General features: G+C 71.8%; 19 protein-coding genes and 1 pseudogene. 11 read left to right on the top strand and 9 right to left on the bottom strand.

The genetic code is table 11. The annotated features are described in order from the left end of the window. Positions 1 to 30 precede the first annotated feature (30 nt). Both ACWEOZ_RS24235 and ACWEOZ_RS24230 read right to left on the bottom strand, forming a co-directional pair. On the bottom strand, positions 31 to 1,791 hold the full coding sequence (locus ACWEOZ_RS24235) for an ATP-binding protein (RefSeq protein ID WP_451912953.1): 1,761 nt from the start codon (positions 1,789 to 1,791) through the stop codon (positions 31 to 33). A gap of 95 nt (positions 1,792 to 1,886) precedes the next feature. Further along, positions 1,887 to 2,594 carry a pyrimidine reductase family protein gene (locus ACWEOZ_RS24230; RefSeq protein ID WP_451912952.1) on the bottom strand — a complete coding sequence of 236 codons (708 nt, stop codon included), beginning with the start codon at positions 2,592 to 2,594 and terminating at the stop codon, positions 1,887 to 1,889. A gap of 226 nt (positions 2,595 to 2,820) precedes the next feature. Here ACWEOZ_RS24230 and ACWEOZ_RS24225 point away from each other — a divergent pair, with 226 nt between their 5' ends. The 3 genes from ACWEOZ_RS24225 to ACWEOZ_RS24215 all read left to right on the top strand — a co-directional run bounded on the left by ACWEOZ_RS24225 (position 2,821) and on the right by ACWEOZ_RS24215 (position 5,900). Beyond that, positions 2,821 to 3,837, top strand: coding sequence for a LacI family DNA-binding transcriptional regulator (locus tag ACWEOZ_RS24225; protein ID WP_451912951.1), 1,017 nt, complete (start codon positions 2,821 to 2,823; stop codon positions 3,835 to 3,837). A 147-nt stretch (positions 3,838 to 3,984) separates the two neighbouring features. Further along, positions 3,985 to 4,746, top strand: a complete 762-nt coding sequence (locus tag ACWEOZ_RS24220) for an amino acid-binding protein (RefSeq protein ID WP_451912950.1) — start codon at positions 3,985 to 3,987, stop codon at positions 4,744 to 4,746. Between the two features lie 83 nt (positions 4,747 to 4,829). Further along, positions 4,830 to 5,900 carry a GNAT family N-acetyltransferase gene (locus ACWEOZ_RS24215; protein ID WP_451912949.1) on the top strand — a complete coding sequence of 357 codons (1,071 nt, stop codon included), beginning with the start codon at positions 4,830 to 4,832 and terminating at the stop codon, positions 5,898 to 5,900. 58 nt (positions 5,901 to 5,958) lie between these two features. Here ACWEOZ_RS24215 and bsaP read toward each other — a convergent pair. After that, positions 5,959 to 6,231: pseudogene (bsaP, locus tag ACWEOZ_RS24210) on the bottom strand (biotin synthase auxiliary protein BsaP); the annotation flags it as partial. Continuing rightward, positions 6,144 to 7,139, bottom strand: coding sequence for a biotin synthase BioB (gene bioB / locus ACWEOZ_RS24205; protein ID WP_451912948.1), 996 nt, complete (start codon positions 7,137 to 7,139; stop codon positions 6,144 to 6,146). The gene bioB and the pseudogene bsaP, both read right to left, overlap by 88 nt. Before the next feature lie 96 nt (positions 7,140 to 7,235). On the opposite strand from bioB, the gene ACWEOZ_RS24200 reads away from it, so the two are divergent. The 8 genes from ACWEOZ_RS24200 (at position 7,236) to ACWEOZ_RS24165 (ending at position 15,400) form a co-directional block, all read left to right on the top strand. Continuing rightward, positions 7,236 to 8,372: an 8-amino-7-oxononanoate synthase gene (locus ACWEOZ_RS24200; protein ID WP_451912947.1), complete on the top strand. Its 1,137-nt coding sequence runs from the start codon at positions 7,236 to 7,238 to the stop codon at positions 8,370 to 8,372. A gap of 224 nt (positions 8,373 to 8,596) precedes the next feature. Next, positions 8,597 to 9,370: a dethiobiotin synthase gene (gene bioD / locus ACWEOZ_RS24195; protein WP_451913052.1), complete on the top strand. Its 774-nt coding sequence runs from the start codon at positions 8,597 to 8,599 to the stop codon at positions 9,368 to 9,370. Continuing rightward, positions 9,370 to 9,837: a GNAT family N-acetyltransferase gene (locus tag ACWEOZ_RS24190; RefSeq protein WP_451912946.1), complete on the top strand. Its 468-nt coding sequence runs from the start codon at positions 9,370 to 9,372 to the stop codon at positions 9,835 to 9,837. Before bioD ends, ACWEOZ_RS24190 begins: the two co-directional genes overlap by 1 nt. Before the next feature lie 92 nt (positions 9,838 to 9,929). After that, a complete protein-coding gene (locus ACWEOZ_RS24185; RefSeq protein ID WP_451912945.1) occupies positions 9,930 to 11,216 on the top strand; it encodes a hemolysin family protein in 1,287 nt (428 codons plus the stop codon). Between the two features lie 141 nt (positions 11,217 to 11,357). Further along, positions 11,358 to 11,936 (top strand): GAF domain-containing protein, encoded by a 579-nt coding sequence (locus ACWEOZ_RS24180; protein ID WP_451912944.1) that lies wholly within the window; start codon positions 11,358 to 11,360, stop codon positions 11,934 to 11,936. Between the two features lie 488 nt (positions 11,937 to 12,424). Then, entirely contained in the window at positions 12,425 to 13,333 is a 909-nt protein-coding gene (locus ACWEOZ_RS24175; protein ID WP_451912943.1) for a diacylglycerol/lipid kinase family protein, read from the top strand. Positions 13,334 to 13,500: 167 nt separating this feature from the next. Next, the gene (locus ACWEOZ_RS24170; RefSeq protein ID WP_451912942.1) at positions 13,501 to 13,713 is read left to right on the top strand and encodes a hypothetical protein; all 213 of its coding nucleotides are present in this window, start codon (positions 13,501 to 13,503) and stop codon (positions 13,711 to 13,713) included. Between the two features lie 235 nt (positions 13,714 to 13,948). Then, the gene (locus tag ACWEOZ_RS24165; RefSeq protein WP_451912941.1) at positions 13,949 to 15,400 is read left to right on the top strand and encodes a hypothetical protein; all 1,452 of its coding nucleotides are present in this window, start codon (positions 13,949 to 13,951) and stop codon (positions 15,398 to 15,400) included. Positions 15,401 to 15,403: 3 nt separating this feature from the next. On the opposite strand, the gene ACWEOZ_RS24160 is transcribed toward ACWEOZ_RS24165, so the two are convergent. The 5 genes from ACWEOZ_RS24160 to ACWEOZ_RS24140 all read right to left on the bottom strand — a co-directional run bounded on the left by ACWEOZ_RS24160 (position 15,404) and on the right by ACWEOZ_RS24140 (position 21,060). After that, positions 15,404 to 16,234, bottom strand: coding sequence for a carbohydrate ABC transporter permease (locus ACWEOZ_RS24160; protein WP_451912940.1), 831 nt, complete (start codon positions 16,232 to 16,234; stop codon positions 15,404 to 15,406). Then, positions 16,224 to 17,162: a carbohydrate ABC transporter permease gene (locus tag ACWEOZ_RS24155; RefSeq protein WP_451912939.1), complete on the bottom strand. Its 939-nt coding sequence runs from the start codon at positions 17,160 to 17,162 to the stop codon at positions 16,224 to 16,226. Before ACWEOZ_RS24155 ends, ACWEOZ_RS24160 begins: the two co-directional genes overlap by 11 nt. Further along, positions 17,159 to 18,286, bottom strand: a complete 1,128-nt coding sequence (locus ACWEOZ_RS24150) for an ABC transporter substrate-binding protein (RefSeq protein WP_451912938.1) — start codon at positions 18,284 to 18,286, stop codon at positions 17,159 to 17,161. The genes ACWEOZ_RS24155 and ACWEOZ_RS24150 overlap by 4 nt, the downstream gene beginning before the upstream one ends. A 112-nt stretch (positions 18,287 to 18,398) precedes the next feature. After that, positions 18,399 to 19,997: an FAD-dependent oxidoreductase gene (locus ACWEOZ_RS24145; RefSeq protein WP_451912937.1), complete on the bottom strand. Its 1,599-nt coding sequence runs from the start codon at positions 19,995 to 19,997 to the stop codon at positions 18,399 to 18,401. After that, positions 19,990 to 21,060, bottom strand: a complete 1,071-nt coding sequence (locus tag ACWEOZ_RS24140; protein WP_451912936.1) for a LacI family DNA-binding transcriptional regulator — start codon at positions 21,058 to 21,060, stop codon at positions 19,990 to 19,992. The genes ACWEOZ_RS24145 and ACWEOZ_RS24140 overlap by 8 nt, the downstream gene beginning before the upstream one ends. Positions 21,061 to 21,063: the final 3 nt, after the last annotated feature.

Genomic DNA, 21,063 nt, shown 5'->3' with positions numbered 1-21,063 from the left:
GGTGACGTACGCCGGAGGCGCCCTGGAAGGCTAGAACGGGATGTCGTCGTCGGACGAACCGCCGCGGCCGCCGACCACCGCGAACGGGTCGACCCCCTGCACGATCGAGCGCATCGTGGCTGCCGGGGGCGGTCCCGACTCGGATTTGCGGGTGGCCCAGGCCGGGAACGGGAACTCGACACACAGGGGGACGGGGATGTCCGGCTGGTTGACGAACATCGTGCCGGGCCGGGCCAGCAGGGCCCGCTGGCGCATGGCCGGGGGCAGGAAGCCGTATTCCGGGCGGGACGCCTCGGCCGGGTCGAGGCGGCCGACCACCCGGATCGCCGAGTTGGTGACGATCCGCCGCTCCACCTCGCTGGCGGTCTGCTGCGCGCCGATCAGGATCACGCCCAGCGAACGGCCGCGCTCGGCGATGTCGAGCAGCACCTCCTTGATCGGGGACGAGCCCTCGCGGGGTGCGTATTTGTTGAGCTCGTCGAGCACGACGAACAGCAGCGGGCGGCCGGTGCCCGACTTCTCCTTGTCGTCGAACTCCGTCTTGAGGGTCACGCCCACCACGAAGCGCTGCGCGCGGTCCGGCAGATTGTGCAGGTCGACGACGGTGACCTGGGCGCTCTCGGCGGTCTTGATCTGGTGCGGGTGGCGGGCGGCCAGGTCGCCGCGGATGAGCCGGGCCAGGTCGCGCTTGCTGCCGATCAGCCGGCGGGCGAACGCGTTGACCGTGCCCATGTTGACCGCGCTGCCGGCCCAGGTGGAACGGGTCTCGTCGTCGGTGAGCTGGTCGACGACGTGGTCCACGAGGTCGCCGTACGACGACAGCCGCCGCCCGTCGATGCTGATGCCGCCCTCGGCGGGCACCGCGTGCCGGGCCAGGTGCGCGGTCACCGAGTGGACGACCATCGTGTACTGCTGGCGTTCGTCGTCGGCGTCGGCGAAGACGTACGGGAGCAGCCGCTTCTCGCAGAACTCCTCGAGCGTCCAGTAGAAGCTGTCGACCCCGGTGAGCCGGCTCTGCACGTCGGGCGCCCCGGAGGAGTCACCGGCCCGCGGCGGCGCGTAGACCCGCACGTCGGGGAACGGGGTCGCGGGCAGGCCGAGTCGCGCGTACGCCGCCTCGGTGGCCTCGTCGAGCTTGGTGTTGGGGTGGTCGAGGAAGAGCAGGTCCTCGCCCTTGACGTTGAAGATCAGGGCGCGGGCGTTGACCGCGTCGCCACCGAGCTGCCCGGACCGGAACACCGAATAGAGCAGGAACGTGGCGAAGCTGGTCTTGGTGGCCACGCCCGAGATGCCGGAGATGGACACGTGGGCGCCGCGGGTGCCGTCGAGGAAGTCGGCGTTGAGGAAGACCGGCACGCCGTCGCGGCCGGTGCCCATCGGGACCCGCCGCTCCATCCGGTCGAAGTGCAGGGCCGCATCGCGCGCGGCGCCGGAGGCCCGGTGCACGACGGCGCCGGGCGCGGGCGGCACGTAGAGCTCCGGGTCGACCCGGGTGGTCGTGATCTCGGCCGCCTCCTGCACCAGGGCGGGCAGGGTGCCCTCGGCGATGGCGAAGACGTCGGAGTCGAACTGCGCGCCCTCGTGCCGGGCGCGGACCTGGGTCACCACGCCGGCGATGGTCACCGGCTCGCGGCCGGGCAGCTCGCGCTTGGTCACCACGACGTCGTCGAGCTGCAGGTAGCTGCCCGGCGTGACCGCCGTCCAGAACTGCAACGGGGTGGCGTCGGCGGTGCCGAGGACACGCCCGACCGGTTCGCTTACTTCGACCACTTCGTCAGACACGCCGATCATGTTGCACCAGGCGTATGACAAACGACGGACGGCACGTCGGTTGGCACGCGTTGTCCACAAGTTCTAGGGGTCGTCCACAGGGTTGTCCACAACTTCTAGCGGCTGCGGGCGTACCGGAGAAAAAGCATGTCCCGGTCAGCCAGGATGCCGGCCACCGACATCTCCCGCGGCGGGCCGTCGGGCCCGGCCGCGATCCGGCCGGCACCCCCGGCGACCAGCCGGGGCGAGATCGTCAGGCACAGCTCGTCGACCAGATCCGCGGCGATCATCGCCCCGAACAGGTGCGGGCCGCCCTCGCAGAGCAGCTGGGTGGCACCGCGCGCGTGCAGCTCGCGGACCGCCGCGGCGAGGTCGACCGATCCCTCACCCACAGTGATGATGTCGGCCACCTGAGCCAGGGCCGTCCGGCGATCGGCGGGTGCTCCGGCATGGGTGACGATCAGCGGGCGAATCGGCGCGTCCGAGAAAACGAGCTGCTCCGGGTCCAGGTCGAGGGAGCCGGAGACGACCACCATGAGCGGGAACTCGCTGAGGCCGTGGGCCCGGCGCCACTCCCGTGCCGGCTCGGTCAGCCGTAACGCGTCGTAGTTCTCGGTGCGGACCGAGCCCGCCGCGACCACCAGCGCGTCGCAGAGCATCCGCAGTGTGTCGAAGATCATTTTGTCGCCCGGGCCACCGAGGCCGGCGGACTTGCCGTTGACCGTCACGGCACCGTCGATGCTGGCGACGAAATTCACCCGCAGGGTGGGCTCGGGACGACGCGGATAGCAGGCGACCAGGTCGGCGTCGTGGACGTCGATCACGGTGCAGCCGGGCCCGTGACCGGCGGGGTCGGCTCGACGGGACGGTGCTGGCAGTCGCACCACGACCCGCCCCGGCAGTCCTCGTGACGGCGCTCGCGGCAAGCGTGACAGATCATCCCTGAACCCTAGGCGCGCGGCGTCGCGCGGGCAGCCCGGAAACCCGGCAAGGTCAAATCTGACAGCGTACGGGCGAGACATCGGCGGTCCTGAGGGCGATAATGCCCGGATGACCAGGCAACCCGTCCGTGCACCGGGGCGACCGACGCTCGACGCCGTCGCGGCGCGCGCCGGCGTCGGCCGCGGCACCGCATCGCGCGTCCTGAACGGGTCGTCGCAGGTCAGCGCGCAGGCCAAGGCCGCCGTCGAGGCCGCCATCCAGGAGCTGGGCTATGTCCCCAACCGGGCGGCGCGCTCCCTGGTGACCCAGCGGACCGACTCGGTGGCCCTGGTCGTCTCCGAGTCGCAGGAGCGTGTCTTCGGCGAGCCGTTCTTCGCCGGCGTGCTGCGCGGCATCAATGCTGCGCTGCTCGAGACGCCGCTGCAGCTGTGGCTGGCGATGGCCGCCTCCCCCGAGCAGCGCGAGCGGGTCGAGCACCACCTGACCGGCCAGCACGTCGACGGCGTCCTGCTGCTCTCCCTGCACGACGACGACCCGCTGCCGGCCGTGCTGCGCGAGCGCGGCATGCCGTTCGTGTTCGGCGGCCGGTCCGCGCGCGCCGCCGAGAGTGACTTCCTGGTCGACGTCGACAATTCCGCGGGCGCCCGCAAGGCGGTCGAATACCTGATCGGCAACGGCGCCCGGCGGGTCGCCACGATCGCCGGGCCGCAGGACATGGAGGTCGGCCGGGCCCGGCTGGCCGGCTACCGCGCGGCGGTCAGCGGGCCGGAGCTGGTGGCGTACGGCGACTTCAGCGAGGCCGGCGGGGCCAAGGCGATGCGTGCCCTGCTCGACCGCGAGCCCGACCTCGACGCCGTCTTCGTCGCCTCCGACCTGATGGCCAGCGGAGCGTTGCGCGCCCTGCGTGACGCGGGCCTGCGCGTGCCGCAGGACGTGGCGGTCATCGGCTTCGAGGACGCACCGGTGGCCCGCCAGTGCGAGCCCCCGCTGACCACGGTCCACCAGCCCGTCGAGGAGATGGGCCGGCGCATGGCCGAGCTGCTGGTGTGCCGGATCCGCCGCGAGCCGGTCGAGATTTCCCACGTTCTGCTCGACACCCATCTGGTCCGTCGCGCCTCCGCCTGACCCGTCCTACCCTGAAGTGTGATTCCGGGCATATCTGTGTCCCTTGACGGCCGGGACACGGCGCCGCAACCGGTGTGAAACGCCGCTTGGGCAATCTGGGCGCATGGGACGGCACTGCCGTGCCGTTCTCCGGACGGGAGGAGTTGCATGTTGCTGCGGGTACGGGTCACTCTGCCGGACCGCCCTGGAGCCCTCGGTCAGGTCGCGCGCACGCTCGGCGTCGCCGGGGCCGACATCGTCCAGGTCGTCGTGCTGGAGCGGCTCGGCGGAAGGGCCGTGGACGACTTCACCGTCGTCTGGCCGGGTGCCTCCCGCGTCGAACGACTCCTGGCCGGCCTCGCCGCCATCCCCGGGGTGCAGGTCGACGGCGTCTGGCGGGCGATCGGCGCACCGGTCTCCGGCGGTCACGACGCCGAGCTGCTGGCCCAGGTCGCCGCCAATCCGGTGGACGGGCTGGCCACGCTGGTCGACGCCGTACCCGGGCTGCTGGCCGCCGACTGGGCCGCCGCCGCGATCGTGCCGGCCGACTGGGCCGCGCGCACCGCCGCACCCCGGCCGATCCCGGCCGACGAGCCGTCCCTGCGCCTGCCGACCGGCAGCGAGCCCACGGTGACGTACGCGAGCTGGCGCGCCCCGTCCCCGCTGATCCTGCCCGAGGTGACCCCGCTGCGCGCCCGTCCGATGACCGCATCCGACGGCACCCGGTACGCGGTGGCCCCGTTCGGCCGCGCCGGTCTGGTGCTGGTGATCGCCCGGACCGACGACGCCGATCTGCCCGCCGCCGCCTTCCACATCACCGAGGTGGACCGCATCGCCCAGCTGGTCCGCGCGGCCGCCGTGATCCTCGGTGACCGCCTCGACCGGGCCGGTGTGCCGTCGGTCGCCACGGCTGTGATCGACCCCTCATAGCAGTTCCGGCTGAAGCAATGCGCAGGTAACACCGGCGAGGCACGCTTAGTCAGGGAGTCGATCCGGGAGAGGGAGTGCCGAGCATGGCGCTGTGGCGCATCAGGGCAACCGTCGAGGACAAGCCGGGCTACCTCTCCGTGCTGACCGCGAGCCTAGCGCTGCGGTCGGTCAACATTCTCGCCGTCCAGGTGCACACCACCGAGGGCGGCGCGGTCGACGACTTCCTGGTCGACGCACCCGACACCATGTCGGAGCAGGAGCTGCAGGCCGCGATCGCCCGCGGCCGGGGCCGCGACGCCTTCGTCACGCGCGCCGAGGCCCAGGGCCTGGCCGACCAGCCGACCAGGGCGCTCGCGCTGGCCGGCCGGCTGGTGCACGACCCGGACTCCCTCGGCGAGGCCCTGGTCACCCTGCTCGACGCGGCCGAGGTGCGCTGGCGGCCCGAGGGCACGGTGGTGCTGCACGGCTTCGACGAGGAGCGGATGACGCTCATCGACCCGGCCGGCGGCAGCTACGAGGTGCTGCGGCCCGCGCCGGCCTTCACCCCGGCCGAGTACGCCCGGGCCCAGGCGCTGGTCGAGGTCAGCGGCGCCCTGGTGCGCCGCACTACCGACCAGACCACGCTGCTGCTGCCGGACGGCGCCGAGCTGCTGATCCGCGCCGCGACCGCCGATGACGTCGAGGGCGTACGCCGCATGCACGCCCACAGCTCCATGCTGTCGCGCCGGCGCCGCTATCTCGGTGGCGGGCAGATGCCTTCGGAGGCTCGCGTGCGCCGGATGCTCGAGCCGGCGAACGGTCTGACGCTGCTCGCCCTGCACGTCGACCCGGCCAGTGGCGAGGAACGGGTCGTCGCGATGGCCAACCTGCTCACCGAGGGCGACCTCGGCGAGGTGGCCCTGCTGGTGCAGGACGCCTGGCAGCGCCGGGGCATCGGCACGGTGCTGCTGCGCCGGCTGACCGCCTGGGCGGCCCGGCTGGACTTCGCGGCCCTGGTGGCACACACCGGCGCCGACAACGTCGCGATGCTCCGCACGCTGCGCCGCTTCGGCGTGGCGGACGGCGGCGACCGCGACGGGGCTCTGCTGACCCTGACCCTGCCGGTGGCGGGTCACCGGTCGGCGAGCGACGAGACTCCTGCCACCTCCGGGTGACGGGTGAGAGCGGCGACGGCGGGCCTCCGGCGAGGTCCGCCGTCGCCGATGGGTCTCCCTAGGAGCGGCGCACCCCGTGCTCGACGCAGGTCGCCGTCCAGCCGGTCGGCACGACCTGCACCTTCATCCGGCGCCGGCAGTCCGGGCAGAACCGGGGCGGCTCCAGCTCACGGGCCGCCGCGCACGCCGAGTGGTCGCCCTCCGCGGCCGCCTGACCGCACCGGTCGCAATACACCAGGACCGTCACAGCGTCGCCGAGAGCGCCTTGACCGGCATCTTCAGCTCCTGCAGCAGCTCCAGGTCGCTGGTGGCGGGCCGGCCCAGCGTCGTCAGATAGTTGCCGACGATCACCGCGTTGATGCCGCCGAGCAGGCCGTCGCGGGTGCCCAGGTCGCCCAGGGTGATCTCGCGGCCGCCCGCGTACCGCAGAATCGTCCGGGGCATCGCCAGCCGGAAGGCGGCGATCGCGCGCAGCGCGTCCTTGCCCTCCACCACCGGGCGGTCACCCAGCGGGGTGCCCGGGCGCGGGTTGAGGAAATTCAGCGGGACCTCGTGCGGATCCAGCTCGGCGAGCTGCGCGGCGAACTCGGCCCGCTGCTCGACGGACTCTCCCAGCCCCAGGATGCCGCCGCAGCAGACCTCCATGCCGGAGTCGCGCACCATCTTGAGCGTGCCCCAGCGCTCCTCCCACGAGTGCGTGGTCACCACGTTGGAGAAGTAGGACCGGCAGGTCTCGAGATTGTGGTTGTAGCGGTGCACGCCCATCTCGACGAGCTCGTCGACCTGCTCCTGGGTGAGCATGCCCAAGCTGGCCGCGACCTGGATGTCGACGGCCTCCTTGATCGCCTTGACGCCCTCGCGCATCTGCGCCATGAGCCGCTGGTCGGGCCCGCGCACGGCGGCCACGATGCAGAACTCCGTCGCCCCGGTCGCCGCGGTCTGCTTGGCCGCCTCGACCAGCGAGGGGATGTCGAGCCAGACCGCGCGCACCGGTGAGGTGAACAGGCCGGACTGCGAGCAGAAGTGGCAGTCCTCGGGGCAGCCGCCGGTCTTGAGCGACACGATGCCCTCGACCTCGACCTCCGGGCCGCACCACTTCATCCGGACGTCGTGCGCCACCTGGAGCAGCTCCGGCAGATCCTCGTCGGGCAGCCGCAGCACTTCGAGGATCCCCGCCTCGTCGAGCCCGGCACCATCGGCAAGAACTTGGGCCCGGGCCCGGTCGAGGATCTCTGGCATGCCCGTACCCTACAAGGCGTTCCGCCCGCCCGGGATGTCGGAGCCTGGTGATAGTTTGCCCGGCGTACGGGGTCCGGCGATGAGGGCGAGGGTGCTTTGGCGGGCTGGCAGGAGGCGCTCGAGCGCCAGGCCCGCACGCGGGCCAAGGCCGGGCTGACCAGGACCATGCGGCCGCGCCCGGCCGACGACCGGGTGGTCGACCTGGCCGGCAACGACTACCTCGGCCTGGCCGTGCACCCCGAGGTGATCGCGGCGTCGGTCCGGGCTCTGCAGGAGTACGGCCTGGGCGCCACCGGTTCGCGTCTCGTCCGCGGCTCGACCCGGGCCCACGCCGCCCTGGAGACCGACCTGGCCGGCTGGCTCGGCGCGGAGCAGGCGCTGGTCTACTCCTCGGGCTATCTGGCCAATCTGGGGGCGGTCCGCGCGCTGGCCGGCCCGGAGACCCTGCTCGTCTCGGACCGCTACAACCACGCGTCGCTGATCGACGGCTGCAAGAGCTCGGGGGCCGAGGTGGTCGTGGCCCCGCACGCCGACCCGGCCGCCCTCGCGGCGATCCTCGACGCCCACCACGGCCGGCCGGCCGTGTTCGTCACCGAGTCGGTCTTCTCCGTGGACGGCGACCTGGCGCCGCTGGCCGAGCTGCACGCGGTGACCTCCGCCCGCGACACGCTGCTGCTGGTCGACGACGCCCACGCGGTGGGTGTGCTGGGCGCCGAGGGCGCGGGCGGCGTCGCGGCAGCGGGCCTGGCGGGCCGGCCGGACGTCGTCGTGACGGCGACCCTGTCGAAGTCCCTGGGCGGCGCGGGTGGCGTGGTCGCCGGTCCGGCCGCGCTGATCCGGCACCTGATCGACACGGGCCGCACTTTCATCTACGACACCGCCCCGCCGCCCGCCGTCGTGGCCGGTGTGCACGCCGCGCTGCGAGTGGCCCGGGCCGCGGACGACCGCCGGGCCGTGCTCGCCGCGCGGGGTGAGCTGACCATGCGGCGGCTCGGCGCGGCCGGGTTCGAGGTGTCGCGCCCGGCGGCGGGGGTGCTGTCGGTGCCCGCGCCGGGGCCGGAGGCGGCGGTGACCTGGGCAGCGGACTGCGCCGACCGGGGCATCGCGGTGGGCTGCTTCCGGCCGCCGTCGACGCCGGACGGCTCGTCCCGGCTGCGCCTGACCCTGAACGCCGGTGTCCCGGCGGAGGACTTCGCCCGAGCCCTGGACGTGATCGTGGAGTGCGCGCCGTGACGTGGGACCAGACCGCCCCGACCCGTTCCCCGGAGGAAGACCCCCGCCCGGTCTCCCCCGCAGTGCCTGCGCCGATCTCCCCGGCGATCCCGGGGGCCCCACGGCCAGGCCACCAGCCGGACGGCCCGGACGAGCCGGCCATGCCGGTGCCCGTCTCGCCCGGCGTAGGCCCCGCCTCTCCCGACGACGCCGATCTCTCCCCCGAGACGATCCAGGCCACCGTCATGGCCGAGCCCGAGCCGGCCACCCGCTCCGCCGCCCGCCCGGCCGAGGCCGGCGAGTGGCGCGGCATCGTCCTGGTCACCGGCACGGACACCGACGTCGGCAAGACCATCGTCACCTCGGCCATCGCGGCCGCCGCCCAGGCCGCCGGCCTGCGGGTGGCCGTGGTCAAGCCGGGCCAGACCGGCACCGCCGGCGGCGGGCCCACCGACATCGACCTGATCACCCGGCTCGCCCATCCGCACACCGCACGCACCTTGGCGTCCTATCCCGAGCCGCTGGCCCCGCTCGCCGCCGCGAAGGTCGCCGGGATGGAGCCCCTGGAGCTCTACGAGGTGGTGGACGCGGTCCGGGCCGAGGCGGACAAGCACGACCTGGTGCTCGTCGAGGGGGCCGGCGGTCTGCTGGTGCCGATGGGAGTCCGTCCTTCGGGTGAGGCCTGGACGGTCGCCGATCTCGCCACGACGCTCGGTGGCCGGACGATCGTGGTGTCCCGGGCCGGTCTGGGCACGCTCAACCACACCGCTCTGACGCTGGAGGCGCTGGATCGCCGGGGGGTGCCGGCCAAGGTGGTGCTGGGTGCGTGGCCCGCGGAGCCGGAGCTGGTGCACTGGGCCAACCTGACCGAGCTGGTTCCGCACCTGGTCGGCGCGTTGCCGGACGGCGCCGGGGGGATGGAGCCCGGTGTCTTCCAGCGGTCCGCGCCGGGCTGGTTGACGCCCGAGTTGTTCGGCGTGCTGGACGACTGGCGCGTCTGGGCCGACGAGGTCAGCTGATGGAGGTCACCATCGCGGCAGCCGGCCCGGCGGACGCCGGTGAGGTGCTCACCGTGCAGCGGGCCGCTTTCCTGGCCGAGGGCGCGCTGAACAACTCCTTCACGCTGCCGCCGCTGACCGAGACCCTGGACGAGGTGCGGGCCGTGCTCGCCGATCCGGACACGGTGGTGCTCGTGGCCCGGCTGGGGCACCGGCTGGTCGGGTCGGTACGCGCCCGCGTGGCCGGCCGCACCGGGCACATCGGCCGCCTCGCGGTGGCTCCCGACCTGCAAGGGCACGGGCTCGGGCGGCGCCTGACGACTGCCGTCGAGGAGGCGCTGGCCGGCCGGGTCGACCGCTTCGAGCTGTTCACCGGCGCCACCAGCGAGGCCAACCTGCGGCTGTACCGCGGCCTCGGGTACGTCGAGTCCGGCTGGGGGCCGGGGGCAGCGCCGGTCGGGGTCACGTACCTGGAAAAGCGGGTTTGAACTGTTTTTCCTGCCTGCCGCCGCGCGGCGGTAACCGAGTGTCTATAGCCTGTGGGGCTCGTGATCCGTACGCCTGAGGGGCTGAAACTGTCGTGGATGGCATAGGCGGGCAGGTCTTGCTCGTGCTGGTGCTGGTGCTGGTCAACGCGGCCTTCTCCGGTAGCGAGATGGCTCTGGTGTCGTTGCGTGACAGCCAGGTGCACAAGCTGGAACGGGCCTCGCGGCGCGGCCGGGTGCTGGGCCGGCTGACCCGGGATCCGAACAGGTTCCTGGCCACCATTCAGATCGGCATCACGCTGGCCGGCTTCCTGGCGTCGGCGGCCGCCGCGGTCTCGTTGTCCCGGCCGCTCGTCGAGCCGCTGGGCTTCCTCGGTTCGGCCGCCGAGCCGGCCGCCATCGTGATCGTCACCATCGTGCTGACCTTCGTCACGCTGGTGATCGGTGAGCTGGCGCCGAAGCGGATCGCCATGCAGCGCACCGAGGGCTGGGCGCTGCTGGTGGCGCGCCCGCTGGACATCCTGTCGACGATCTCCCGGCCCGCGGTCTGGCTGCTCAGCGTCGCGACCAACCTGCTGGTCCGGCTGGCCGGCGGTGACCCGTCGGCGCAGCGCGAGGAGGTCAGCACCGAGGAGATCCGCGACATGGTCGCGGCGCAGCAGGACTTCTCGATCGAGCAGCGGACCATCATCAGCGGCGCGTTCGAGATCGCCGACCGGATCCTGCGGGAGATCCTGGTGCCCCGCCGCGACGTGCTGACCCTCGCGACCGGGCTGGCCGCCCCCGAGGCGTTGAGCCAGCTCATCGCCGGCGGGCACTCCCGCGCGCCGGTGGTCGGGCCGGCCGGGCTGGACGACGTCTTCGGCGTCGTGCACCTGCGGGACCTGGTGGGCGCGCAGGGGCCGGTCGACGCGGTGGCCCGGCCGGGGTTGTTCCTGCCGGAGACGCTGCGGGTCTCCGACGCGCTGCGCCAGATGCGTTCGGAGCGTCAGCAGATCGCCCTCGTGGTCGACGAGCGGGGCGCCATCGACGGCATCATCACCATGGAGGACCTGGTCGAGGAGATCGTCGGGGAGATCTACGACGAGACCGACCGGGACGTGCAGTCGGTGGTCAAGGAGGCGGACGGCGCGCTGCTGATGCCGGGGTCGTTCCCGATCCACGACCTGCCCGACATCGGCTTCGACAACGCGGGCGACGAGGGCGACTACACGACCGTCGCCGGCATGGTGCTGGCGGTGCTCGGGCACATCCCGACCGAGCCGGGTGAGGTGGTGACCCTGCCGCAGTTCACCGCCGAGGTGGTCGAGGTGACCGGCCGGGCGATCACCCGGGTCCGGCTGCGCGCGCTGCCGCGGACCGAGGAGGACGACGAGGACTGACCGCGCCTGACAATTTGTGCGACATTCGCGCTCGCCGCGATCATCGTGGCCATTTTGGCGGGTGCGCCCATTGCGAATGACCTGCGTGGTTTCACTAGGCTCTCAGTGACCGCGAGCGATCATTGCGTGAGGTGGGTCCCCATGACGAACAGCAGCCCGGTATCGGGCAACGCCTATGAATATCTTGACAGCGTCGATTCCGAGGAGCAGCGCCGGCTGGAGGCCGTGCGCCGCTACCGGCTGGTGGACCAGCCGGTCGAGGACGCGTACGACCGGATCGCCTTCGTGGCCGGCGCTATCTTCGACGCTCCCATCGCGACGGTGTCCCTGGTGGAGCAGGACCGGGTCTGGCTGGCCGCGTGCCAGGGCCTGACCGGCGTCCGCGAGGTCGGCAAGGAGCCGGGGCTGTGCGCCTCGGTCATCGCCCAGGACGACGTCTACGTGATCAACAATGCCGCGGTCGACCCGCGCACGCTGGAGCACCCGCTGGTGCGCGGTGAGCTGGGCCTGCGCTTCTACGCCGCGGCCCCGATCCGCACCCACGACGGCTACCGGCTGGGCACCGTCAACGTGATCGACAACCGTCCCCGCGAGGTGACGCAGCGGCAGCTGACCGCCCTGGAGCACCTGGCGTCGATGGTGTCGGACGAGCTGGAGCTGCGGCTGATGGTCATTCGCAGCGCGGCCGCCGAGCAGCGCATGCGCGAGAGCGTGCACTGAGGACCCGGAGTGCGGGAGCAGGGGCGGCCACTGCGGCCGCCCCTCCCTCTTGAGGTGCCAGGTAGCAGGTTGCGAATTAGCTATCATCCATATGTCTTGTGCTGCGGTCCGCCATGCCTCATGCTGGTGATATAGCGGCCAGACGCAGCCAAAAGGGGCATCGTCGTGCCGCTCGTTCGGGAGGGAGCGGCCCGATGGCACGTCGGAATCGACCCCGGCCCCGCAGCGTCGAGCACCGGCTCGCGCGCCGCGAGGCGCAACGCCTGACGCCCCATCGCCGAGGCGTCACCCGCACAATGATCGCGACGAAGCGGACCCGGCCCGGGTCCGTTCTTCGTCTGCTCCCCGCCGTCGGATCGGTCCTGGCCTCAGTGGTGGCCATCGTCCACCACGTGATCCAGATGATCCGCGGGAGCTGAGGGCCCGTCCGGAGCCGGGCCCACCGGCAGGGGCGTAGGAATGCATGGCATCGGGTAAACGCCGGTGCCATGCGGACTCCCCGGAAAGTCGCCGTGGTCGCCCACCGGCGCAAAACTCTCGGCGGCGGGCTCGACGAGCTGCGCCGGCTCATCACCGACGAGGGTGTCGACGAGCTCGACTGGCACGAGGTGCCCAAGAGCCGCAAGGCGCCCAAGCAGGTCCGGCAGGCCCTCGCCAAGAAGCCGGATCTGCTGCTGGTGTGGGGCGGGGACGGCATGGTGCAGCGCAGCCTGGACACCGTCGCCCGCACCAAGGGCGGCGCCAAGGTCCCGGTCGGCATCATCCCGGCCGGCACGGCGAACCTGCTGGCCACCAACCTCGGCGTGCCGCACGACCTGGCCGAGGCGGTCCGGATCGCCTTCCACGGCCGGCGGCACCAGCTGGACCTGGGGGTGCTCAACGGCGAGCACTTCGCGGTGATGGCCGGCATCGGCTTCGACGGCGCCATGATCCAGGACGCGGACGGCAAGCTGAAGGACCGGCTCGGCAAGCTCTCGTACGTCTACACCGGCCTGCGCCACCTCAACAGCGAGGCCCCCAAGGCGACGATCAAGGTGGACGGCACCCCGTGGTTCGCGGACGACGCCAGCTGCGTCCTGGTCGGCAACGTCAGCACAGTGACCGGCGGGATCAAGGCCTTCGACGACGCGAAGCCGGACGACGGCTGGCTGGACGTCGGCGTCGCGACGGCCCGCGGCGCGACGCAGTGGGCGCGCACGATGGGCCGGATGGCCGTGGGCCGCTCCGAGGACTCGCCGTTCGTGCACATGACCCGGGCCCGGCGCATCGACGTCAAGCTGAAGAGTCCGCTGATGTACGAGCTGGACGGTGGGGCCCGGGAAGCGGTCAAGAAGATCCGCGTGGAGGTCGCCCCGGCCGCCGTCAAGGTCTGTGTCCCGGAAGAGCGGATCGGATAAGCGACAGAAAACGTATGTCGCCCTCCGTACCGTTAAATCTGCTTCATCGCTCTTAAGGCCGATTAATCCGCTGGTCCGTGGCGGTGCCGCGACCCCACACTGGGTGGCGTCGGGCACCGCTACGCATCTCCAGGGGGTCGGCAATGCCTTACCACCAGAGTTCCGCAGTGAGCGTCGCAACGATCATGACCGCCGCCACCGTCATCGTCATCGGCTACCGCATCGGCCGGGCCCACGCCGCCTGGCGCGACGTCCGCTCGGTCAAGCGCGACCTGCCGGCCAAACGCAAGATCGCCTGGGGACACACCAGGCCGCTGGTCCTCGGTGCACTCTTCCTGATCCTGACCTTCGCGGCCGCAGCCTACGACGCCGGCCATTGACACCGCCCGGGCGAAGTCGGCCCAGAGCCGAACCAGAGCAAAGATCAAGGCGATGTCGTGCCTGGTTGCCTGGTGCTGACCGTCGCTCCCGCCGAGACCGGGCGAGGGCGGCCAATCGCCTGGCGGCTCATGAACGGCCACCCTCACCCTGCCAGGTCCGTGCGTGGGGAAAACCCGGGCATGTCGGGTATGCCGATCTCTGGCCCGGTGCTGCCGGACCTGGCAGAGTGCCTCCATGATGTGGACCGGGCGGGCTGACGAGGCCGCCGCTCTCGGCTTGCTGCTGGATCGCACGTACGCCGACGTGGCCGCGGCGGCCGAGCGTCCCCGGTCGCTCGACCGGGAGTTCCTCATCGGTCAGTTCGACCTGTGGGACAACCATCTGCTGCCCGCCGTGGCCGCGGGGACTGCTCCCCCGTGGACCCGCCGTTCCGCGGCGCGGGCCGTGTGGCGGCGGCTCGGGTTCGCGGCCGGGGACGAGCATCGGCGGTGGATGGCCGATCATCTCGACGGTCTCGGACACGATCCGGTCGTCCTGCTCGGTCCGGAGCGCGACCACCGGCCGTCGCCGAGCCAGGAGGGCAGGCTCACCCCGGTGTCGCAGCCGTTGACCGCCGAGGCCGCCGAAGTGATTCGCGCGGACTACGACCTGAACGGCGGCACTCTCGCCGGCGCCCGGATCGACGTGCGCGGCCGGGATCTGCAGCGGATCAGCGGGGCGTTCGAGCTCGCCGCGGGCAGCCGGCGATATCCCGCGGACGGCCCGGTCGCGCCCACGTTGCCTGCGGACAGTCCGGTCTCGCCGGCTCTGCACTTCCACGTCGGTGAGCTGACGTCCGCGGTGATCCCGCACGGTCCGGTGCGGCTGGGGGGACAGCCAACCGTCGTGACCACGTCGGAAGAGGTCAGCCTCGACGTTCCGGCGTCCGGCACGGCGCTGCGCTTCGCGGGCCGGGATTTCCGCTGGTGTCCCGCCGACCCGCACCGGTCCGAGCCGGCGGCAGCTCGAGCCTCGATGGAAGGCGTCCGCGAGAACGCGCCCGAACTGCCCGAGCTCGCCGCCCGCGGTGCCGACGTGCTGGGCATCCTGCAGCTCTCGATCATGGGGCAGTTGCGCCGTATGCGCTACGCCGGTCTGCTCCGGCGCTGGGAGCTGGGAGCGGCGGGCACACTCTGCGGCGGGCTCAACGCTCAGCTCTTCCGCGTGACCCCGACGGCGCTGCGGGCCCGCTGGGCGGCGCGGCAGGTCCGCATGATGCTGGAGACCGAGGACAACCAGGCCCGAGCCTTGCTGCGGATCGTCGGCCGGCATCTGCCGCTCGACGTGCCCGAGCTGCCCGGCGCCGCCGTACCAGCAGCTCCAAGCAGGATCACGGTCGGCACCGCCGGGCGGTTGCCGGCCGGGCTGGACTTCACCGGCGGCCGGCTGCGGTTCGTGGATGTCACGGCCGGGTCCGGCGAGACCGTGATCCACCTCGACGCCCGGCGCGGCGACCGGGACACCATCCTGGTGATCGTGCTCAGCGAGCCGCTGGACTGCACCCCGCTGAGCATCACCCCGGACGGCCTGACTCTCACCGGCCGGCCGGTCCTGGACGTCACCGCCGACGACGTGACCCTGACCATCCCTCTGCCCGGCGGCGACTGGACGGTCCGGGCCGCCGCCGGTTCCTGGTACGACGACTGAGGCTCAGCCCTTGAGGCCCGTGTGGGCGAGTCCCTCGATGAACTGGCGCTGGGCGATCACGAAGACGATCAGCACCGGGATCGCCGTCATCGAGGCCGCGGACAGCTGCACGTTCCACAGTGGTCCCTGGTAGACGTCGGTGAACTGGGTCAGCGCCTGCGGCAGGGTGAACTTCTGCTTGCTGGAGAGGTACACGATCGGTTCCAGGTAGAGGTTCCAGCTGTGCAGGAAGGTGAAGATGGCGACCGCCCCCAGGGCCGGCTTGGCCAGGGGCAGCGCGATGCGGCGGAAGATCGCCGGGCGGCCCAGGCCGTCCATCCGGGCCGCTTCCTCCAGCTCGGCCGGCAGCGTGATGAAGAACTGCCGCATGATGAAGGTCGCCAGCACGCACGGCGCACCGAAGATCGGTACGAGGATCAGCGGCCAGTGGGTGTCGATCATCCCGAGACCGTTGAACATCCGGAACAGCGGGACGATCGTCACCTCGCCGGGGATGAGCAGCCCGGTCAGCACCACCAGGAACAAGGCGTTCTGGCCGGGGAAACGGATCCGGGCGAACGCGTAACCGGCCATCGACGCCACCACCAGCGTGCCCACCGTGACCACCACCGCGATGTACGCGCTGTTCCAGTACTGCTGGGCGAACGGCTGCAGGGTGAACACGTCGCCCCACGCCTCGAGCGACGGGTCACCGGGCCACAGCCGCGGCGGGAAGGCGAAGATCTCCGCGTTCGGCTTCAGCGACGACGTCACCATCCACCAGGTCGGGAAGACGAACGGGACACAGAGCACCAGCAGGACGGCGTACAGCGCGACCTTGGCCCTATTGCTCATGGAAGACCCACCTCTTGCGCAGGTGCCACTGCACGACGGTGAGCAGCAGGACGATGAGGAAGAGCAGCACCGACAGCGTCGCGCCGTAGCCGAAGGTGTGGAACTGGAACGCCTGCTGGTACAGGTAGTAGACGAGCACCGTGGTGGACGTGCCCGGCCCGCCCTGGGTGAGCACAGCGATCTGGGCGAAGACCTGCAACGAGCCGACCACCGTGATGATCGAGGTGAGCAGGATCGTCGGGCTGATCAGCGGCAGGGTGATCCGCCGGAACGCCGTCCACCGGCCGGCCCCGTCGACCCGGGCAGCCTCGTAGAGGTCCTGCGGCACCCCCTGCAGCGCGGCCAGGAACAGCACCATGTTCAGGCCGACGTTCTTGAAGACCTGCACCACGACCACCGCCGCCATGGCCGTGCCGCCGGAACGCAGCCAGTTCGGCCCCTGGACACCGATGGTGTCGAGCAGCCCGTTGATGCCGCCGTTGGACTGCAGCATGAAGTGCCACACGATGGTCCAGGCGACCAGCGACACCACCACCGGGGAGAAGAACAGCACCCGGAAGACGGTGGTGCCGCGCAGTTTCTGGTTCAGCAGCACGGCGAGCAGCAACGCCAGCGCGAGATTGAGCAGCACCAGGCCGGCCGAGAAGAGCAGTGTGGCCCGCAGCACCGACGGCAGCTTCGGATCGTCGAGCAGCCGCTGGTAGTTGTCCGCGCCGACGAAGTCGAAGGTGTCGGCCAGCACGTTCCACTCGTGCAGGCTGTACCACCCGACCAGCGCCAGCGGGACGAGCACGAAGACGACCGTGCCGAGCAGCTGCGGCGCGATGAACAGGTAACCGGTGAGCCGGTCCCGCCGCCGGGTCGTCCAGTACGCGGGCCTCGGCCGGGTCTCCTCGGCCGAGGACCGCACCGCCGTGAGAGTGCTCATTTCGCCAGGAGGGGCTGGATCGCCGCGCAGACCCCGTCCAGCACCGGCTTGACCTGGGCGTCGGCCTTCCACAGCGGGTCCAGCGCGGAGCGGACCGCCTGGCCGATCTCGGCGCTGTCGCGGTGGCTGGGCTTGACCACGCCGGTGGAGATGCCGTCGATGACGACCTCCTGGAGCTGTTCGGGCTTGAGCAGCGGGTTGGACTTGGCCAGGGTGGCTGCGGTGAGCTGCGAGCGGCGCGGCGGCGGGAAGAACTGGGCCAGCTTGGCCGAGTTGGCCTCGTTGGTGAAGAACGCCAGGAAGTCGGCGGCCGCTTCGGCGTTCTTTCCCTTCTTCAGCACCCCGAGCCCGCCCTGGCCGATGACCGCGTACCCGCCCTTGGGGCCGGCCGGCAGCGGCACCAGGGTCCACTTGAACCTCGCCTCCTTGAGCAGGGAGGCCCGGGAGATCTGGGTGATCGTCATCGCCGACTCACCGGCGAAGAAGTCGGCGGCGACGCCGGGGCCGGGCATCGCCTGGTCGGTGAAGATCGCCTTGTGGATGAAGGTCATCGCGTCGACCATCGGCTGCTGGTTGAAACCGCACGTCCTGCCGTCGGCGCTCCACGCCTCGGCGCCCCAGCCGTGGAAGATGCTGGCCAGGTTGTCCCACGCCTTGTAGTCGAAGTCCCGCACGACGAGCCCCTGCTTGCCGCTGGCCTTCGCCGCGCCGGCGGCGGCCGCCATCGCGTTCTCCCACGTCCATTTGTCCCCGGCCGGCAGGTCCTTGACCAGGTCGGTGTTGACGAAGACCCCGAACGGCGAGGTCGAGAACGGGTACGCGACAAGCTTGCCGTCCGCCTGCCACAGCGCGGTGGCCGCCGGAGCCAGATCAGACTCCTTCTCGACCTTTCCGTCCAGCGGCGCGAGGGCCCCCGACGAGACGAAGTCGGGCGCCGACCCCTCCAGGATCCAGGCCAGGTCGGGGGCGTTGCCACCGGCGATCTGGGTGGTCAGCGTGGTCGTGTAGTTCTCGAACGGCAGCGCGTCGAACTGCACGGTGACGTCGGGATGGGTGGTCTTGTAGTCGGCGGCGATCTCGGTGAAGAGCTTGACGTGTGCCTCGTTGGCGGACCAGGTGGTCATCCGGAGGGTGAGCGGACCGTCCGAGGTGGAGTCGCTGCCACACGCCGCGAGTCCGCCGAGCAGAACCGTTGCCGCTATGAGTGCCCTTGCTTTCATCGGTCGGGGTCCTTCCTCAGTAACCGCTGATGTCGGGCCAGCGCAGCTCGACGCCGTCGGCGGTCAGGCGTTGGCGAAAGTCGGCCAGCAGGGCCGGGGTGTTGCGGACCGCGCGCGGGGTGACCGCGCGGGCCAGGCAGAAGTCGGCGAGGATGCCGGCGACCTCGCCGACGTTCCACTCGACGGGGTGCAGGCGGTGGGATCCGTTGGTGATGTGGGTGGTGCCGATGTTCTTGCCGGCGGGCAGCAGGTTCTCCACGCGCCGCGGGATGAGCGCGCCGAGCGGGATCTCGAACGGGCACGAGCCCACATCGATGTAGGTGTCGCCGCCGGTGGACGGGTGCAGGTCGATGCGGTACATGCCGACGCCGATCGAATCCGCGTGCGGGACCGCGCCCTTGTCGCCGCGTACGGCCAGCGACAGGTCCTGCTCGACGATCGTGTACTCGGCCCGGATACGCCGGGACTCGCGGATGTACGGCGCCTGGGCCAGCCCGTCGGCGCTGCCGGTGACGTCGCCGCGCAGCCGCAGCCCGGGCCAGCCGGTGCCGCCGTCCGGGCGCGGCGCCTCGGTCTGCAGCCAGTAGAGGACGCTGGAGGACAGCTCCCGCGCCCGCTGCACGTGGTGGGCGGCGTCCGGCACGTCGATGATCGGCGCCTCGAAGTAGTCGATCATCGGCCAGTTCACCAGACAGATGTCGCTGGGGTAGGAACCGTCGGTGAAGGTGCGCCGGGCGGCGATGCGCCGGAACGTCCACAGGTTGCCGTCGCCGGGGTTGACCCGCTGGTCGGCCTGGACCAGCCACGGGTCGTCGTCCGGGTTCGGGGTGAACGACCGGGTGGAGGTGGCCAGCGTGCGCGGGTTCGGCGTCTGCCAGGAGAGCATCTTCGCGCCCCAGAACGCCGGCTGGTAGTCGCGCCAGAAGTCGTACGCCGCGGGCCGGTCGATGGTGTGGTCGCCGTCCACGTGGTCGATCGCGAAGCAGACCGAGAACGCCTGCATGTTGCCCGGGTCGGCGATATCGGGCGCGTTCGGTTCCCCGGTCTCGGCCTGCGACTCGAAGCCGGTGACGTACTCGGTGCCGGTGAGCGGCAGCAGCTCGCCGGTCTCGGTCGCGTCCAGAATGTACGGACCGCTGAGCACCAGCTCCTCGCCCGGCCCGCGGACCGTGACCGCGGTGACCCGGTCAGCGTCGGTCTCCGCCGCGACGGGCACAAAACCCATCAGGACCTGGAGCAGACCCGACCCACGGTACGGCGCCAGCATCGCCTCGATGACCGCGACGGCGACCCGCGGCTCGTGGCACAGCCGGCTCACGTGCCCGGCGCCGGGATTGAGATCCGGGGTACGCCGCGCCCGCTCGGTCAGCGGGTAGTGCCGCCGGTAGTACTCCCGGATGCCGTCCCGCAGCGCCCGGTAGCTCGCCGTCACGCCGAACTGCTCGACCCAGCTGTGCTCGTCGGGCGGCACAGCCTGGCTGGTCAGCTGACCGCCGAGCCACTCGTACTCCTCGGTCAGCAGCACCGACCGCCCGGCCCGCAGGGCGCCGAGCGCGGCCGCGACCCCGCCGAGCCCGCCGCCGATGACGACGACGTCGGCGCGCAGTTCACGCATGGGCCACCGCCGCCAGGGTCGCGCCGGCCACCGGCTCGCAGGGCAGGATCCGCTGGGTCACCGCGGTGGTCCCCTCCAGCATGGCAGCCAGCACCTCCACCGCCTGCCAGCCCATCTCCCGGCGCGGTATCCGGTAGCCGGTGAAGTCGATGTCGGTCGCCGCCGGCCGGGTCGGGTCGCCCAGGGCCACGAAGGACAGGTCCCCGGGTACGCGCAGACCGCGCTCGGCGGCGAGCTGGGCGAGCACCACCCCGTCGGCGAACTCCTCGACGAACACACAGGTACGCCCGTCGGCGAGGATCGCGTCCAGCACCGCCCCCGCCGAGACCCCAGCGACGGCCTGGCGCCGGCCGTCCACATCGGTCTGAGCGACCGCGGGCGAGGAACCGGCGATGGCCAGGTGACGGCCGTTGACCCCGGTCTCGGTCACCGCGGCGTTGAAGCCGCGCAGCCGGTCGGCGTGCGATTCCGGACCGGCGCCCTCACCCACGTAGGCGAGCCGCCGGTGCCCGAGCGCGACAGCGGCGCGCACCTGGGCCGCCGTGGCGCCCGGGTAGTCGGCTCCCACGTACGGCACCGGACCACCGGCGTCGTCGCGGCGCCCGACGCTGACGAAGGGCTGGCCCTCGGCGAGCAGCCGGGCCAGTTCGGCCGGGTCCAGCGAGCGGCCCAGCAGCACGCACCCGTCGGCGAGCCGCAGCCGGTTGTCCTGGTGGAAGATCCGGCGCCGGCCGTCGATCACCGGCGCGCTGGTGAGCAGCAGCAGATCGCAGCCGACCCGCTCCGCGCACTCCTCGATCCCGGCCAGGAACGGGTGGTAGAAGTCGCCGAGCCCGGCCGGGAAGACCGACTCGTAGGTGAAGACGCCGAGGATCCGGTTGTGCCGGGCGGCGAGGCGGCGGGCGATCGGGTCGGCGACATAGCCGGTGCTGCGAATGGCCTGCAGCACCCGTTCCCGGGTCTCGGGGGCGATCCGGACGTCGGCGTCGTCCCGTCCGTTGAGCACCAGTGAGACGGTGGCCTGGCTGACCCCGGTCATCCTGGCGATGTCCTGCTGCGTCACGCG

Source organism: Actinoplanes sp. NPDC004185, assembly GCF_053603475.1.
Note: the sequence above shows the minus strand (reverse complement) of the source record. Positions and strands in the feature narration are given on the sequence as shown.